Here is a 15563-nt window from a genome sequence, read left to right on the forward strand (position 1 = left end):
GCCGCAGCACCGGCCCTCAGGGCGTTAGTTCGACAGCGCCCAGCTGGTGAAGCCGGGCACATAGGTGACAAGCGCCAGCACCACCAGCATGATGCCGATGAAGGGAAGCATGGCCTTGGACAGCTTCATCACAGGCACGCCGGAGATGCTGCTGGCGAGATAGAGCGCGGTGCCCACGGGTGGCGTCAGCAGGCCGATGGTGAGGTTGATCACCATGACGAGGCCGAACTGCACCGGGTCGACGCCCAGATGCGCCGCCACCGGGCCGAGGATCGGCGTCATCAACAGGATCGCCGGGCCGCTGTCGAGGAACATGCCGACCACCAGCAGCATGACATTGATCAGCAGCAGCAGCAGGATCTTGTTCTCGGTGAGCCCGAGAATGGCCCCGGCGATGGTCTGCGGCAGCCGGGCATTGGTCAGCAGCCAGCCGAACAGCGAGGTGGCGGCGATGATGGCGGCGATCACCGCCGTGGCGATGGCGGCCTCGATGCAGATCTTGGGAATGTCGGCGAGGGTGAATTCCTTGTAGACGAACAGCCCGACCAGGAAGGCATAGACCGCGACCACGGCGCCGCCCTCGGTGGGGGTGAACACGCCCATGCGGATGCCGCCAATGATGATGACCGGCATCATCAGCGCCCAGCTCGCCTCCTTGAAGCGCTTCCATTTCTCGGCCCCGCTCACGCGGCCCTCAATGGGATAGCCGTGCCGGACGGCGTAGAAATAGGAATAGAGCGCGAAGCCGAGGCCGATGACGATGCCCGGGGCGATGGCGGCGAGGAACAGGTCGCCGATCGAGGCCTGGTTGGACACGCCATAGATGATGATGGCGATGCTCGGCGGCAGGATCAGCGCCAGGCTGCCCGAGGACGCCACGAGCGCGGCGGAGAAGCCGGCATCGTAATTGCGCTTCTTCATCTCCGGGATCATCACCGAGCCGAGCGCCGCGACATCGGCCACGCCCGAGCCGGAGACGCCGCCCATGATGACGCCGCTTGTGGTGACGACATGGGCGAGGCTGCCCCGGATATTGCCGACCAGCGCCAGCGCCAGATTGATGATGCGCCGTGTGATGCCGCCATGGCCCATCAGCGAGCCGGCCAGCATGAACAGCGGGATCGCCATCAGCGGGAAGGAATCCACCGAGGTGAACAGCCGCTGGCCGAACAGCGCCATCGGGTAGCCCTGGTAGAGGATGGCGCCCAGCGCGGCGAGGGCGATGCCGAAGGCGACGGGAACGCCGAGAATGAGGAACAGCGCGAAGCCGCCGAAGAGGAGAAGGGCAATCATGAGGCGATCTCTCCGCCGGAGGTCACGTTTTTCCATGTCGCGCGCAAAGCGAAATACAGCAACGCGGCGCCGCTGAACGGGATGACCGTGTAGACATAGTACATGGGCAGCCCGAGCGCGGCGCTGCGCTGGTGCAGGCCGAACTTGATCAGCGACAGGCCGCCGACAACCAGCGCCAGCCCGACCACGCCGACCAGCAAGGTGTTCAGCACCACCAGCCCGCGCGAGGGCTTGGCCGGCAGCAGCGACACCAGGAAGTCCAGCGCGATATGCGCCTTGGACTGGAAGGCGGCGGCCATGCCGAGGAAGGTGATCCATACAAAGATGTAGCGGCCCAGTTCTTCGGACCAGCTCAGTGAATTCTCGAAGACATAACGGGAGATCACCTGCGCGAAGGTCACGCCCATCATGGCGAACATCAGCGCGCCGATGGCCCAAAGCAGAAATATGTGTATCAGCCGATCCAGCTTGTCCAAGCTCGTTTCTCCCTCAGGCGGCGCGCCGAAACCCGGAACGGAAGGGAAGGCTGGTTCCCACCGTTCCGGGAGCGTGGCAGTTAAAGGCCGCGCAGGCCGGCGTGCTAGCGCCCGAGTTCCTGCTTGATGCGGTTGTAGAGGTCGGGGTCGACCTTGGCGCCGAAGGCGTCATGCGCGGACTTCGCCGCAGCGGCGATCGGCGCGGTGTCGGGATGGCTGACCTTGAGGCCGGCGGCCTCCATCTTCTTCAGCATCTCGTCGGTCTTGGTGCGGACCTGCTCGTTCTCGAACGCCGTGGCGGCATTGGCCGCCTCGACCACGATCTTCTGCTGCTCGGGGGTCAGCTGCTTCCAGCGCATCTCGCTGATCGACAGTGTGACATATTCATATTTGTGGTTGGTGAAGGACAGGTTCGACTGCACTTCGTTGATCCGGCCGCCGAAGATGAACGGGATCGGGTTTTCCTGCGCCGAGATGACGCCCTGCTCAAGGCCGGTATAGACCTCGCTCCAGGCCATCGGGGTCGGGTTGGCGCCGATGGCGCGCCAGGTGGTGACCATGGCGGGGATTTCGGGCACGCGGATCTTCAGGCCCTTGAGGTCATCGATGCCGTTGATCGGCTTGTTCGCTGTCACCTGGCGCGAGCCGCGCTCCCACCAGTCCAGAATGCGGACATTGGCGGTTTCCACCACCTTGCCAGCGATTTCCTCGCCGATCTTGCCCTTGACGACCTTGTTGAACTCATCCTGCGACTTGAACAGATAGGGCAGTTCCAGCAGCTGGATCGAGGGCGCGAAATTGCCGAGCACGCCGGCGATGAGGCCGAAATCGACCGTGCCCATCTGCATGCCCTCGACGAGGTCGCGGTCGCCGCCGAGCGTCGAGTTCGGGTAGATGGTCAGCGTGATGGCGCCGTTGGAGCGCTTTTCCAGCTCCTCCTTGAACTTCTGGGCGCCGAGATGCCAGAGGTCCTGCTCGGACTGGATGTGGCCGAGCTTGAGGTTCAGCACGTCCTGGGCGAGGACGGGCGTCGGCGCCGAGGAGAGGGCGAGGGCGGAAACGGCGGAGAAGACCGCCAGCTTCAGCATCTTCACGGTGTTGTTCAACAAATCATATCCTCCTTTTGGTCTTGTGATTTGCGGCCTGTGCCGACATGGTTTGCCAGCTTCAGGCCGCGCGTTCAGTGGCCGCGCAGGACGGCATCGGCCTCGGCGAAGAAGTTCACCCCGCCGAAATTTCCCGATTTCAGGGCGAGTGCCACCGGCCGCCCCCCGGCCGGGACGGCGCGCAGCGCGGGGGCGCCGGGCGCGATTTCCGGGCCGATTTCCAGTGAGGTCAGGTCCAGCCCCTCGACGACGGCGCCCGAGGTCTCGCCGCCGGCCACGACGAGACGCCCCACGCCGCCGGCGACCAGGGCTCGGGCGATAGCGGCGAAGAGCGTCTCGATGGCCGCCGCGACGGTCTCGCGGCCATGGGTGTTCTGGGCGCGCCGCACCTCCTCGGGGTCAGCCGAGGAGAACACCAGCGGGCGCGCGGTCTGCGCCAGCGCCCAGTCGGCGATTGCCTGCGGGTCCAGCCGGCCGGCGACGGCGTCATCGGCGGCGATCTCGAACACCGGCAGGCCGTCCGTGCGATGCCGTGCGACCTGGCCGCGCGTGGCGGTGGAGCACGAGCCGGAGAGCACGACGCACGGGCCCTCGACGCCCTGCCAGGCGCTGCCTTCGCCCGACAACAGGCCCTTGCGGCGGAAATTCTCCGGCAGCCCCATGGCGATGCCTGAGCCGCCTGTTAGGAGCGGGGCGCCGTCCAGCGCCGCGCCGATTTCCATCAGATCAGCGTCGGACAGCGCGTCCACCACGATCAGCCGCGCCCCTTCCGCATCCGTGCGGGTGAGCGCCTCGGCGATGGCGGCGGCGCCCTTGCGCACCTCGGCGAAGCCGACATGGCCGACCGTCATGTCGGTCTGCTGCGCCAGCCAGCGGCGGATATCGGCATCCGTCATCGGGTTCAGCGGGTGGTGTTCGAGGCCGCTCTCATTCAGCAGCCGGTCATGCACGAACAGATGGCCCTGATAGAGGGTGCGTCCGGCGCCGGGAAACACCGGGCAGACCACCACCTTGCGCGCGTCCAGCGCCTCAGCCAGCGCCGCCGCCACCGGGCCGATATTGCCTTCAGGGGTGCTGTCGAAGGTCGAGCAATATTTGAACAGGAACTGGGTGCAGCCCTGCGCCTTCAGCCAGTCCAGCGCCGCCAGCGACTGGGCGATGGCCTCGCCTGCCGGAATGCTGCGCGATTTGAGCGCCACCACGCCGGCCTCGACCGACGGATCGGCCGGTGCGGTTGGCACGCCGGAATATTGGGTGACGCGCATGCCCTGCTTCGACAGGGTGTTGGCCAGGTCGCTGGAGCCGGTGAAGTCGTCGCCAATGCAGCCGAGAAGCATGGTCAGAGCCTTTGCAGATGTTCGGTCCGGAGGGGCGCCCGCTCAGGGGGCGTCCAGGGTTTGCGCGCGCATGTCCCAATAGGTCTGGATCACCGTTTCGAGATGCGCGCGCATCGCCGCTTCGGCGCGGTCGGCGTCGCGGTCGCGAATGGCCTCGAAGATATGGCGATGGGCCGCCATCGCCTTGCCCAGCCCGTCGGGATGGCTGAGCGAGAAGCGGCGCTGCTCCTCCAGCAATTCCAGCACGACGTGATAGAGCGTATCGAGCAGCGGATCCTGCCCGATGCTGGCGATGCGGTGATGGAAGGCGTCGTCGCTGGCGGAGAACGCCGGAATATCGCCAGCGCTGGCCTCGTTACGCACCAGCAGCGCTTCGAGATCGGCGATATCGCGGTCGGTGGCCAGCCGCACCGCCTCGCGCACCAGCGCGACCTCGACGAAGATGCGGGTCTTCTGGAACTGGCGGATGCCTTCGGGGCGGGCGACCAGCATCTTGGCCGCCCCCGACAGAAGCTGCAGCAGCTCGCGCGGGTCCGGCTCCGTCACCCGGGTGCGGTCGCCATTGGCCACCGAGAGCATGCCGGTCTTGCTGAGCCAGAGCAGCGCCTCGCGCACGGCCGGGCGGCCGACGCCGTAATGCGCCATCAGCTCGCGCTCGGACGGCAACTGGTCGCCCACGCTGAGCTCGCCCGACAGCACCCGCTCCTCGATGTCCTTGGCGATCTTGTCGGACAGCCGGTCGCGGCGCAGATGTGCGGGAGTGCCGAAGCCACTCATGCGCCGAGTTTCCCTGTGATCTCGCGCTTGGCGTCGACGATCGCCGCCAGGAAGCCGTCACGCCATTTGCGCCGGGCGGCGAGGTCTTCGGCCGGCACATCGGCGCGCATCTTCGCCTCAATGGTGGCGACGAGTTCGGGCGTCCACTCGCGCGGGTCGGCCTGCTCCTTGGCCAGCCCGTAATACATCGGGCCGAGATTGGCGCAGTATTCGGCGACACCCTTGGCGGCGTTGAGGTCGATGGTGGCGAAGGGGCCCATGAAGCACCAGCGCAGGCCCAGCCCGTCGGCCACCGCCGCGTCGACCTCGGCCGGCGTGCAGATGCCGTCCTCGACCAGCCGGAAGGCTTCGCCCAGCAGCGCGCTCTGCAGGCGGTTGACGACGAAGCCGTTGATCTCGCGGGTGAGGGTGATCGGGCTCTGGCCGACGCCGGCCATCAGCGCGCGGGTGAAGTCGAGCGTCTCCGGGGCGGTCCAGGGGGCCGGGATCAGCTCGACCAGCGGGATCAAATGCGGCGGGTTGATCGGGTGCGCCACCAGGCAGCGGGCGGCGTTCGCCAGCCCTTCGGTGAAGACCGAGGCGGGAAAGCCCGAGGTCGAGCTGCCGACAATGGTCGCCGGCCACAGCAGCGCGTCCATCTCGCGATAGAGCGCCTGCTTGATCGGCAGCCGCTCCGGGGCGCTCTCCTGCACATAGTCGGCGCCATCAAGCGCGTCGGCGAGGCTCGTGGCGATGCGGCAGCGGTCGGCGAGGGCGGCATCGGCGGCGCGGACAAAGGCGAGCGCCGCCTCGGCCGCCGCAGGGGTGCGGTCATAAATGGCCAGATCATGCCCGGCACGGGCGAAGACCAGAGACCAGGACGAACCCACCACGCCACAGCCGACGATCGCAATCTTCATGTCTCACAGCCCTCTAACGGTTCGCAGCGACGGCCGGTCCCCTGTCCGGATCGCCCCCACGCGGGGAGCGCGCGCGAACATTCGTACCGCCGCATAATCATCTGGTCTGGTATGACAGGTTGATAGACTGATCGTCAACCTGTCCTGCATACCAATTCCACACCCCCGAAGCGCGCGGCGCAGCCGCCGGCAATTCCCCGCCGGAAAAACCCTGCGGGGAGCGGAGCGGGGCGCATTGGCCGTTAGGAAAGGAGGAAGCTGGGGCTGGGGCGTCCGCCGACGAGCGCAGCGGCTGGCGGCACAAAGGCGCGGGCCGGGCTCAAGGCCGACCCGCCGGGCCGGGGGGAGGCGAGGGCTCCCGCCCCGGAGGTTCAGATCGCTCGTTCACCCGCGCCATCCCGGAAGGGCCGCAGGCCGATCCGGGATCCGCACGGGGAATATGGCGCGCGATCCCGGCTCTGCGCCTGCGGCTTCGGCCGGGATGACGATCTTGCGGGTGGCGGCCGACCGGCGGCGCCTAGGTGCCGGGGCCGAGCCAGAGGGCGGAGGAGGCCGGAATTTCCACCCAGACGCGATCGCCGATCTCATGCGGCGCGCGGGCGCCGGGGTGGAACACCTCGTCGACGGTGATCTCCTGCCCGGCGATGAGAATGCCGAAGCGGATGACGCTGCCGAGGAACTCGCGGCGCATGATCTCGCCCTCGAAGGCGCTGGCGCTGGCGGGCTTCTCCTTCGACAGCCTCGCCACCTGCGGGCGGAACACCAGCCGTGCCTCGGCCGGCAGCACGGCGTCGCGGGCAATGCCGATGCGCAGGCCGCCCAGGCTCTCGAAATGGCGCTCCTTGCCCGAGGTGACGACCTTGCCCTCCAGCACATTGGCGGTGCCGAGGAAGGTGGCGACGAACAGATTGGCCGGCCGCTCATACAGCTCCACCGGCGTGCCGACCTGCTGCACCACGCCGTCATTCATCACAGCGATGCGGTCGCAGACGGTGTTGGCCTCTTCCTGGTCATGGGTGACGAAGATGGTGGTGAGGCCGAGCCGCTGCTGCAGATCGCGCAGCTCGCGGCGCACCTGCACCCGCATCTTGGCGTCGAGATTGGACAGCGGCTCGTCGAGCAGCAGCACCTTCGGCTCGATGACGACGGTACGCGCCAGCGCCACGCGCTGCTGCTGCCCGCCGGAAAGCTGGGAGGGCCGGCGCTCGGCGAGATGGCTGAGCCCGACGATCTCCAGCGCCGCCGCGACCCGGCGCTGGATCTCCGCCCGCTTCACGCCGCGCTCCTCCAGCCCGAAGGCGACGTTCTTCGCGACCGTCATGTGCGGCCATAGCGCATAGCTCTGGAACACCAGCCCGACATCGCGCTTCCAGGGCGGCAGGTCGCTGATGTCGCGCCCGCCCACCACCACACGGCCGGTATCGGCGGTGTTGAAGCCGGCGATGAGGCGCAGCAGCGTGGTCTTGCCGCAGCCGGAGGGGCCGAGAAAGGCGAAGAACTCACCCGGCCTGATGTCGAGGGAGACGTTCTTCAGCACATGGTTGCTGCCATAGGAGAGGTTCACCCCCTCAATGTGCAGATCGACCGCCGCCGTGTGCAGGACGGCCGCGGCGTCGTCGGTGATGGCGTGAGCGTTCATCGGGCGGCCCCCGTGGTCTTCTGGTTGCGATCAATGATGTATTGCGAGAGCAGGGTGCAGGCGGCGACCAGCACCACGGCGATGACGCCGAGCGCCGCGCCGGGCCCGCGACCGGCGGCGGACTGCATGAAGACATACAACCCATAGGCCAGCGGCGCGTCGGCGTTGGACTGCACCAGCATCAGCGTGGCGGAGAGTTCCACCGCCGCCGTGGCGAAGCTGGTGACAAAGCCGGCGAGGATGCCGCCCATCATCAGCGGCACCACGATGCGCCGCACGGTGCGCGGCTTGGTGGCGCCGAGATTTTCCGCCGCCTCTTCCAGCGAGACCGAAATCTGCTGCAGCGCGGCGTAGCAGGCACGCAGCGCGTAGGGCAGGCGGCGGATCGCCAGAGCGATGACCAGCACGATCCACATCGTCGCCAGCGGCGTGCCGTCCGGCAGGCGGATGTCGTAGAAGGTGCGCAGATAGCCGATGCCCAGCACCACGCCCGGCACGGCCAGCGCGGCGGTGGCGGCCCAGTCCAGCCAGTGGCGGCCGATCAGCTTGGTGCGCAGCACCAGATAGGCGATGGCGGTGCCGACCACCACGTCGATGCCGCCGGCGATCGAGGCGTAGATCAGCGTGTTCTTGATGTAGACGGAGCTTTCGCCGAACACCCTGGAGTAATGCGCCAGGGTAAAGCCGTCCGGCAGCGGGCTGAACGACCAGATGGTGGCGAAGGACAGCAGCAGCAGGCCGAGATGGGGCGCCAGCACCAGCGCCAGGATGAGGCCGACGACGCCATAGGCGACCACCTGCTCCCACGGGCGCATCGTGCGCTTGGCGAGGCCGCCGCCACCGCGCTGGGTGGTGGCGTAGTCACGCCCCTTGAGCGCCAGCGCCGACACCCACATGGCGAGCACCGACACCACGATCAGCACCACGGCGATGACATAGCCCATCGGATCGGTGAGGCCGATCGAGGTGACACGCAGATAGGCCTGCGGCGCCAGCATGTCCTTCACATTCAGCAGCAGCGGCGTGGCGAGGTCGTCGAACACCTTGACGAACACCAGCGAGGCGCCGGCGACATAGCCGGGCATGGCGAGCGGCAGCACGATGCGCCGGAACATCCGCATGCCGGACGAACCAAGGTTCTGCGCCGCCTCTTCCATCGAGCGGTCGATATTGCGCAGCGCGGTGGAGAGGTTGATCAGGATGAACGGGAAATAATGGATGGCCTGGACGAAGATGACGCCGTTCAGCCCTTCCATGAAGGGAATGCGGAAGCCGAAATACTCGTTCAGCAGCAGGTTGACCGAGCCGTTGCGGCCGAACAGCAGCTGCATCGCCACCGCGCCGACAAAGGGCGGCATGATCAGCGGCACGAAGCCGAGCGTCTGGATGATGAGCGCGCCGCGAAACTCGAACCGCGTGGTGATGTAGGCCAGCGGCAGCGCGAACAGCGAGGCCAGCACCACCGTCATCGCCGAGACATAGGCCGAGTTCCAGAACGACCGCATGAACAGGTCGGTGCGGAAGAAGTCGGCGAAGTTGATCAGGGTGAAGCTGCCGCTGCCCTTTTCGGTGAACGCGACATAGATGACGGACCCGACCGGCACCAAAAGGAAGGCCAGCAGGAAGGCCGCGAGCCCGAGCGCAAGGGCGATCTGGCCAGTGGTTCCAGGCACGCGCCGGCGGCGCGCCGGGGCCTGGGTGAAGGCGAGCGACATGCAACACGCTCCAGCTATGGCGTGGTGAAAAAGGGGCGCGGCGAAACCTCGGCCGCGCCCTCCGCGAGGGATGATCAGTCGGCGCGGCGGCTCAGTTGGCGAGCGTGGCGGCTTCCGCGACCTTGGCCTTCGCCTTGGCGTAGTTGTCCTTGGCGAAGGAGGCCCATTGCTGCTCGATCTCGGCCTGGCGGGCGCCCTTTTCCTTACCGCCGCTGAACGCCGCGCGCACTTCCGCGCTCGACGCCTGCTCCTCGGTGACGGGGACGGCGCCGATCAGCGCGCGCGCTTCCTTGATCAGGGCGCGGGCCTGCGGATTGTCCTTGGCCTTGAGCTTGCCCTCCACCTCATGGATCGACTTGGTGACCGACTTCAGGTCGTCCAGCTGGAAGGAGATCAGCTGGTCGAACAGCGTATCGACCACGGCCGTGCGCTTGCCTGATTTGTCGACGTCGAACATCGTCATCGACTTGAAGCGCGGGTCCGTGAAGGGGTTCGGGTAGCCCTCGGGCGCCTTGGCGTAGACGGCGGGGTTGACCGGCAGGCGGCGGATGCTGGGTTCCAGCAGCACTTCCTGGCCGGCGGGCGAGAGCAGGAAGTTGACGAATTTCTTCGCGTTTTCGGTGTTCGGCGCGTTGGCGACGATGCCGACATTGGCCGGCACCACGGTGGTGACGGTGGGATAGACGAACTTCACCGGGAAGCCCGAGCCCTGGGCGGAGAAGGCGAAGAAGTCGATGACGATGCCATAGCCGACCTGGCCGGAATTCACTGCCTCCGGCACGCCGAAGGAGCGGTCGGTGATGGTCTGGAAGTTGCCGGCCATGTTCTTGATGGTCTGCCAGCCCTTGTCCCAGCCTTCGCCCTGCAGGATCGTCTCGATGGTCAGGTGCGTGGTGCCCGAGCGGGCGGGCGAGGCGATGGCGACATGGTCGTAATAGGGCGCGGCGGCGAGGTCGCCCCACTCCTTCGGCTCGGGCAGTTCATTGGCGCCGACATAGCGGGTGTTCCACATGATGCCGTAGCCGGACGCCGCGAAGCCGAAATAATAGCCGTCGGGGTCATTGATCGGGTAGGCGCCGATCTTGTCGGGAATGCCCTCGGCGGTGGGGGTGAACTTCTGCAGCAGCTGCTTGGACTTCAGCACCTCGAAGGCGTCAGGCGCCGAGGCCCAGAACAGGTCGGTCTGCGGGTTGGAGCGGGTCTCGTCGAGATATTTCACGCCCGCATTGGTGTTGCGATTCTGGACGTCGAGCATGACGCCGGGATTGGCCTTCTCGAACGCGGCCTTGATCGGGTCGGTAACGTCCTTGGAGAAGGAGGTGACGACGGTGACCTTGCCGGACTGCGCCAGTGCCGCCGGAATGGCGGTGAACGAGGCGAGCGCAAGGGTGGCCGCGAGGGCGGCGGAACGGATCATGGCGTTTTCTCCCAACAGTCTGTTTGGCGGCCCGAAGGCTGCGCAAGCCTCTCCGCAACGCGCGTGCCAGAACGGCGACTTAGGGGTAAGGTATTGATCTCTATCGTATTTGCGGGCGGCGCTGCCGTGCCGCCGCGCGGCCATGGGTCATCGCGGTAACGCTGCCGGGCGGGCGCATGGGTCATCACGGTAACATCGCGGCGCGCCGTTTCCGGTGCGCGTGTCAGTCCTCGACCGCGTCGCGCTCCAGCCCGTGCTTGCGCATCTTGAGGTAGAGCGTCTTGCGCGAGATGCCGAGCGCATCCGCGCACTGGCCAACTCGCCCGCCATGGCGGACCAGCGCCTCGGCGAGGAGGTGGCGTTCGGCGGCGTCCATCATCGCTTCCAGCGACGGCCCGTCCATTGGCGCCGGTGCGGGGGAGGCGGCGGGCGCCTCCTCCAGCCCCAGCACATGACGTTCGGCCGCGTTACGCAGTTCGCGCACATTGCCCGGCCAGGGCCGGCGCATCAGCTCGCTGAGCGTTCCAGCCTCCACCGGGCGGGCCGGCACGCCGTCGCGCGCGGCCACCGTGGCGACGAAATGCCGGAACAGCGCGGGAATGTCCTCGCGCCGGTCGCGCAGCGGCGGCAGGCGCACCGTCACCGTGTTGAGCCGGTAGACGAGATCCTCGCGGAACCGCCCCTCGCCCGCCAGCGCCAGCAGGTCGACCTTGGTGGCGGCGAGCACGCGGATATCGACCTTGATCTCCGCATTCGAGCCCAGCCGCTCGATGCTGCGCTCCTGCAAGGCCCGGAGCAGGCGCGTCTGCGCCGCCAGCGGCATGGATTCGATCTCGTCGAGGAACAGCGTGCCCTTGTGCGCGTGCTCGATCTTGCCGATGCGCCGCTCGCGCGCGCCGGTGAAGGCGCCGGCCTCATGGCCGAACAATTCGCTCTCGATCATGTTCTCGGGGATGGCGGCGCAGTTCACCGCCACAAAACGCCCGGCCCGTCGGCGGCCGAAATCGTGCAGGGCCCGGGCCGCCATTTCCTTGCCGGTGCCGGTTTCGCCGAAGATCAGCACGTCGGTGCGGGTGTCGGCCAGCACGGCCAGCGTGCGGCGCAGGCGCTGCATCGGCTCGGCGCGGCCGATGAGCCGGGCGGCCCACACATCCTCCGCCGCCGCGTCGTCGCGCGTAGCCTCGTCGCGCAGCGCCCGGTTTTCCAGCACCAGCCGGCGCTGCTCCAGCGCGCGCCGCACCGTCTCCACCAGCAGCACCGGGTCGGCCGGCTTCTCGATGAAGTCCCACGCCCCGGCCCGCAAGGCGCGCAGCGCCATCGGCACGTCGCCATGGCCGGTGATCAGCAGCACGGGAATGTCGGGATCGAGCCGGCGCACCTCGTCGAGAAAGGCGAAGCCGTCCATGCCGGGCATGCGCACATCGGAGACGACGACCCCCTCGAAAGCCGGCGACAGCGCCTTGAGCGCCGTGGCGGAACTGCCGAGGGCGGCGACGCTGAGCCCGTCAAGTTCCAGCGTCTGGCCATAGGCGCGGCGGACCTCGGCGTCGTCGTCCACCAGGACAATGTCGGGCGTATCGCTCATGCGGCCTCGCTGAGTTCGATGGCGAAGGTGCTCCCCGAAGGCGAGCTTTCTCTCAAGAGCAGGCGGCCGCCGAAATCGCGGATGATGTTGAACGACAGCGACAGGCCGAGGCCAAGCCCCGAGCCCGGCGGCTTGGTGGTGAAGAACGGGTCGAAAATGTCGGTGTGCATGCCGTCCCCTATCCCCGCGCCGGTGTCGCTGATCTCGATGCTCACATGTTCCGCGCCGCGGTGGGCCCGGATCGCGATCCGGCGCTGCGGGGCGCCGTGCACCGCGTCCATCGCGTTAGCGATGAGATTGACCAGCACCTGCTCCAGCCGCACCTCCTCGGCAAGGACGTGCAGCCCCGGCGGGATGGCGCGTAGCACCTCGATCCGCTCGTCGGCAATGCGCTGGGCGAACAGCGACAGCGCGCCCTCGACCACGCCATCGAGGCTGACCGCGCCCATGTCGGGCTCCGGGCGGCGGGCAAAGCGCTTGAGATGGGCGATGCTGCGCGCCATGCGGACGGTGAGCCCCTCGATGCGGGCGAGGCTTTCCGCCGCGTCCTCGGTGCGCCCGCGCTTCAGCAGCACGGCGCCATTATGGGCATGAGAGCGCAGGGCGGCGAGGGGCTGGTTCAACTCATGGCCGATGCCGGCCGCCATCTGGCCGAGCGCGGCGAGCTTGGCGGACTGCACCAGCTCGTCCCGCGTCTGCCGGAAGATGGCGAGCGCGCGGGAAAGCTCGTCCAGCTCGTCGGCGCCGAAATAGCCCTGCGCCTGCGGCGGCGGCAGGTCCACCGTGCCGCCGCTGGCAATGGCGCCGGCGGCGAGGGTCAGCCGCTCCAGCCGGGCGATCAGGCTGCGCCTGATATAGAACCAGCCCACCAGCACGGCGACGCCGAGCGAGAGCAGGGCGATGGCGAGCAGCAGGCTGCGGCCGACGACGATGGCCTCCGCCGCGCGGGCGGCGGCGGCGCGCGCATCGGTCTCGATCTGCCGCGCCACCGTGCCGATGCTGCCACCGAGTTCGGCGGCGAGATCGCGGCTGGTGCCGAGCCGTTTCTGCCCTTCCTCGGATGCCGCGATCTCCGCCATGCGCAGCCCCGGCAGGCCGCTATCCGCATCGGCCAGCGCGGCGAGGCGACCGACGATCTGGCGCACGGTGATGCTGTCGGCCCAGCCCTGCAGCCGCTTGGCCTCGACCACCAGCTCGTCCACCGCCTCGCCGAGGAAGTGCCCGGTTTGGCGCAGATCCTCCGGCACCCGCACGCTGGCGACCTGCCCGAGCAGGCCGATGGACAGATGCGCCTGCGCGCTCAAGGCGAGGATGGCCTCGGTCTTTGAGGTCTCGTCGCGCAGGATGCGCTGGGCCGCCTGGCCGACCTCGCCCGCCTGTCCCGCCTGGGCCAGGGCGGCGTTGATGTTGAAGCGCGCGTCTTCCACCAGCGGCTCGACCTCGTCCACCAGGTCCGCCTGCAGCCAGCGCAGCTCGTCGACGAAGGCGCGGGTGCGGGCCTCGATGTCGAAGCGCCGGCGGGCGGCCTCGTCCACGGCGTCGAGCGTGCTGCCGAGCGCGTCCACCAGGCGGCGCAGCGCGCCGAATCCCTGCGAGCCCTCGCCCTTCGGCGCGGTTTCCAGCAGGTTGCCGAGAGCGCCGAGCCGGCCGTGCGCGCGCTCCATCGCCAGATCATGGGCGTCGCGGCGCTCGGCGGTGGCCAGCTCGGTCGCCGCCGCCGTCAGGCGTCCGCCGGCCTGTGACAGCTGGGCGGCGAACACCAGCGCCGGCACATGGCCGCGTGCGATCGAATCGAGCTCCGACGACAGCCGCGCATAGGACAGCCAGCCGACGCCGCAGGCGATGACCGCGAGCGCGCCGACGCCGATGAAGGCGACCAGCAGGCGCCCGCCTATGCCGAAGCGGGTTCTTTCCGCTTTCATGGCGCGGCCTTCCCGGCCCGCAGCGCCGGCAGCCGCCCGCGATCGACCAGATGCCGCCGCCCGGCCTCGGCGGCGGCGCGCGCCTCGCCCAGATTCTGCGCCGTCCATGTCTGGATGCGCGCGGTCAGCGCCGTCTGCTCCGCCGAGGCCGGCAGGCCGCGCGGCACGCGCAGAAGCTTCACCCCGGCGGCGAGGCGCGTGGCTTCCGCCTCGTTGAACGGCATCTGCGCCAGCAGCGCCCGTGCCCGCGTCACCTCGCGGGCGGCGTCGGTGTCGGGCGCGGCGAGCAGGGCGGCCTCCACCTCATAGATGGTGCGCCAGATATCGGCGGCGTCGCTGAGCGGGAAGGTGATGAGTTCGTCGAACAGGATGTTGATCAGCTCGTAGCGCTGCGCCGAGCGGCCGGCATCGAAGCTCCAGGTCGCCGCCTCGTCGCTGAGCGCGAAGGGGTTGGGGCCGTCTGTAGCGCCGTCGGCATAGAATTCCGGGCGGATCGGCTGGCGGTCGATACGCGGGTCGAGCAGCAGGCGCTGGCCGGGCACCGACAGCAGGAAATCGACGAAGGCGTTCGCCGCCGCCGGGTTCACCGCATCCTTGAGCAGGGCGATGCTGGCGGGAGTGAACACTTTCTGTTCGGGAAAGCTGAACCGCACCGGCCCGGCATCCAGCTCGGTTGGCTGGGCGAGGAAATCGATGGTGATGCCCACCCCGAAACGCCCGCGCGACACGCCGGCCGCCACGCCGAAGCTGCGGGCGGTGACGGTGGCCAGATTGCCGCCCACCTGCCGCCACACCGCCCAGCCGGTGCTCCAGCCTTCCGATTGCAGCAACGCCTCGACCATGAGGTGGGTGGTGCCGGAGCGCGACGGCGAGGAGAGGCCGACATGGCCGTGATAGACCGGCGCGGTCAGGTCGCGCCAGCGCTTGGGTACGCTGAGCCCATGGCGGGCGAGATAGGCCTCGTTCCATACCACGCCATAGCCGGACAGGGCGAAGCCGAGATACATGCCGGACGGATCGTTCACCGGGTAGCCGGCGACGATGGCCGGGGTGCCGGTGTCGCGCGGGGCGAGCGAGGCGAGCCGGCCCTCCAGCTTCAGCAGTTCGAACGCATCGGGCGCCGAGGCCCAGAACAGGTCGGCCTCCAGCCGCTCGCCGCCGGTGATCAACGCCACGGCGGCGGTGGTCTTGCGCTGGACGAACTCGACCTCGATCTCCGGCCGCGCCTGTTGAAACGCCTTGCGGTAAAGCTCGATCATCGAGGGCGGGAATGAGGTGACGATCCGCAGCGGGCGGGCAGCGGCCGGCACCGACTGCGCGATCAGCAGGCACAGGCCGATGAGGGCCAGAGCGCAGATGCGGTGCTTCACCGCCTTCTCCCGGATTGTGACGCTTCT

Annotated in this window: 12 protein-coding genes; all 12 read right to left on the minus strand. The window is 68.4% G+C overall.

Annotated features, from left to right (window positions below; genetic code table 11):
* Positions 1-24: 24 nt before the first annotated feature.
* Positions 25-1293 (minus strand): TRAP transporter large permease, encoded by a 1269-nt coding sequence (locus A3M1_RS0110355; protein ID WP_018388897.1) that lies wholly within the window; start codon positions 1291-1293, stop codon positions 25-27.
* Positions 1290-1769, minus strand: coding sequence for a TRAP transporter small permease (locus tag A3M1_RS0110360; RefSeq protein WP_018388898.1), 480 nt, complete (start codon positions 1767-1769; stop codon positions 1290-1292). Before A3M1_RS0110360 ends, A3M1_RS0110355 begins: the two co-directional genes overlap by 4 nt.
* Before the next feature lie 104 nt (positions 1770-1873).
* The gene (locus A3M1_RS0110365) at positions 1874-2875 is read right to left on the minus strand and encodes a TRAP transporter substrate-binding protein (RefSeq protein ID WP_018388899.1); all 1002 of its coding nucleotides are present in this window, start codon (positions 2873-2875) and stop codon (positions 1874-1876) included.
* A gap of 74 nt (positions 2876-2949) precedes the next feature.
* Positions 2950-4212, minus strand: coding sequence for a 3-oxo-tetronate kinase (gene otnK / locus A3M1_RS0110370; RefSeq protein ID WP_018388900.1), 1263 nt, complete (start codon positions 4210-4212; stop codon positions 2950-2952).
* A 42-nt stretch (positions 4213-4254) separates the two neighbouring features.
* Positions 4255-4989, minus strand: coding sequence for an FCD domain-containing protein (locus tag A3M1_RS0110375; protein ID WP_018388901.1), 735 nt, complete (start codon positions 4987-4989; stop codon positions 4255-4257).
* Positions 4986-5888: a 3-hydroxyacyl-CoA dehydrogenase gene (locus A3M1_RS0110380; RefSeq protein WP_018388902.1), complete on the minus strand. Its 903-nt coding sequence runs from the start codon at positions 5886-5888 to the stop codon at positions 4986-4988. Before A3M1_RS0110380 ends, A3M1_RS0110375 begins: the two co-directional genes overlap by 4 nt.
* A 517-nt stretch (positions 5889-6405) precedes the next feature.
* On the minus strand, positions 6406-7527 hold the full coding sequence (locus tag A3M1_RS0110385; protein WP_018388903.1) for an ABC transporter ATP-binding protein: 1122 nt from the start codon (positions 7525-7527) through the stop codon (positions 6406-6408).
* Positions 7524-9242, minus strand: a complete 1719-nt coding sequence (locus A3M1_RS0110390; RefSeq protein ID WP_018388904.1) for an iron ABC transporter permease — start codon at positions 9240-9242, stop codon at positions 7524-7526. Before A3M1_RS0110390 ends, A3M1_RS0110385 begins: the two co-directional genes overlap by 4 nt.
* A gap of 91 nt (positions 9243-9333) precedes the next feature.
* Positions 9334-10659, minus strand: a complete 1326-nt coding sequence (locus tag A3M1_RS0110395) for an ABC transporter substrate-binding protein (protein ID WP_018388905.1) — start codon at positions 10657-10659, stop codon at positions 9334-9336.
* A gap of 223 nt (positions 10660-10882) precedes the next feature.
* Positions 10883-12244: a sigma-54 dependent transcriptional regulator gene (locus A3M1_RS0110400; protein ID WP_018388906.1), complete on the minus strand. Its 1362-nt coding sequence runs from the start codon at positions 12242-12244 to the stop codon at positions 10883-10885.
* The gene (locus A3M1_RS0110405; RefSeq protein ID WP_018388907.1) at positions 12241-14166 is read right to left on the minus strand and encodes an ATP-binding protein; all 1926 of its coding nucleotides are present in this window, start codon (positions 14164-14166) and stop codon (positions 12241-12243) included. The genes A3M1_RS0110400 and A3M1_RS0110405 overlap by 4 nt, the downstream gene beginning before the upstream one ends.
* Positions 14163-15536 (minus strand): ABC transporter substrate-binding protein, encoded by a 1374-nt coding sequence (locus A3M1_RS0110410; RefSeq protein ID WP_018388908.1) that lies wholly within the window; start codon positions 15534-15536, stop codon positions 14163-14165. The genes A3M1_RS0110405 and A3M1_RS0110410 overlap by 4 nt, the downstream gene beginning before the upstream one ends.
* Positions 15537-15563 lie beyond the last annotated feature (27 nt).

The organism is Ancylobacter sp. FA202 (genome assembly GCF_000380205.1).
Taxonomy (GTDB): Bacteria; Pseudomonadota; Alphaproteobacteria; order Rhizobiales; family Xanthobacteraceae; genus Ancylobacter.

Excerpts from the sequence above, each read along its gene's own strand:
- otnK (WP_018388900.1), bottom strand. The coding sequence starts at position 4,212 with ATGCTTCTCGGCTGCATTGGCGACGACTTCACCGGCTCCAGCGACCTG.
- A3M1_RS0110375 (WP_018388901.1), bottom strand. The coding sequence starts at position 4,989 with ATGAGTGGCTTCGGCACTCCCGCACATCTGCGCCGCGACCGGCTGTCC.
- A3M1_RS0110395 (WP_018388905.1), bottom strand. The coding sequence starts at position 10,659 with ATGATCCGTTCCGCCGCCCTCGCGGCCACCCTTGCGCTCGCCTCGTTC.
- A3M1_RS0110400 (WP_018388906.1), bottom strand. The coding sequence starts at position 12,244 with ATGAGCGATACGCCCGACATTGTCCTGGTGGACGACGACGCCGAGGTC.
- A3M1_RS0110405 (WP_018388907.1), bottom strand. The coding sequence starts at position 14,166 with ATGAAAGCGGAAAGAACCCGCTTCGGCATAGGCGGGCGCCTGCTGGTC.
- A3M1_RS0110390 (WP_018388904.1), bottom strand. The coding sequence starts at position 9,242 with ATGTCGCTCGCCTTCACCCAGGCCCCGGCGCGCCGCCGGCGCGTGCCT.
- A3M1_RS0110355 (WP_018388897.1), bottom strand. The coding sequence starts at position 1,293 with ATGATTGCCCTTCTCCTCTTCGGCGGCTTCGCGCTGTTCCTCATTCTC.
- A3M1_RS0110380 (WP_018388902.1), bottom strand. The coding sequence starts at position 5,888 with ATGAAGATTGCGATCGTCGGCTGTGGCGTGGTGGGTTCGTCCTGGTCT.
- A3M1_RS0110385 (WP_018388903.1), bottom strand. The coding sequence starts at position 7,527 with ATGAACGCTCACGCCATCACCGACGACGCCGCGGCCGTCCTGCACACG.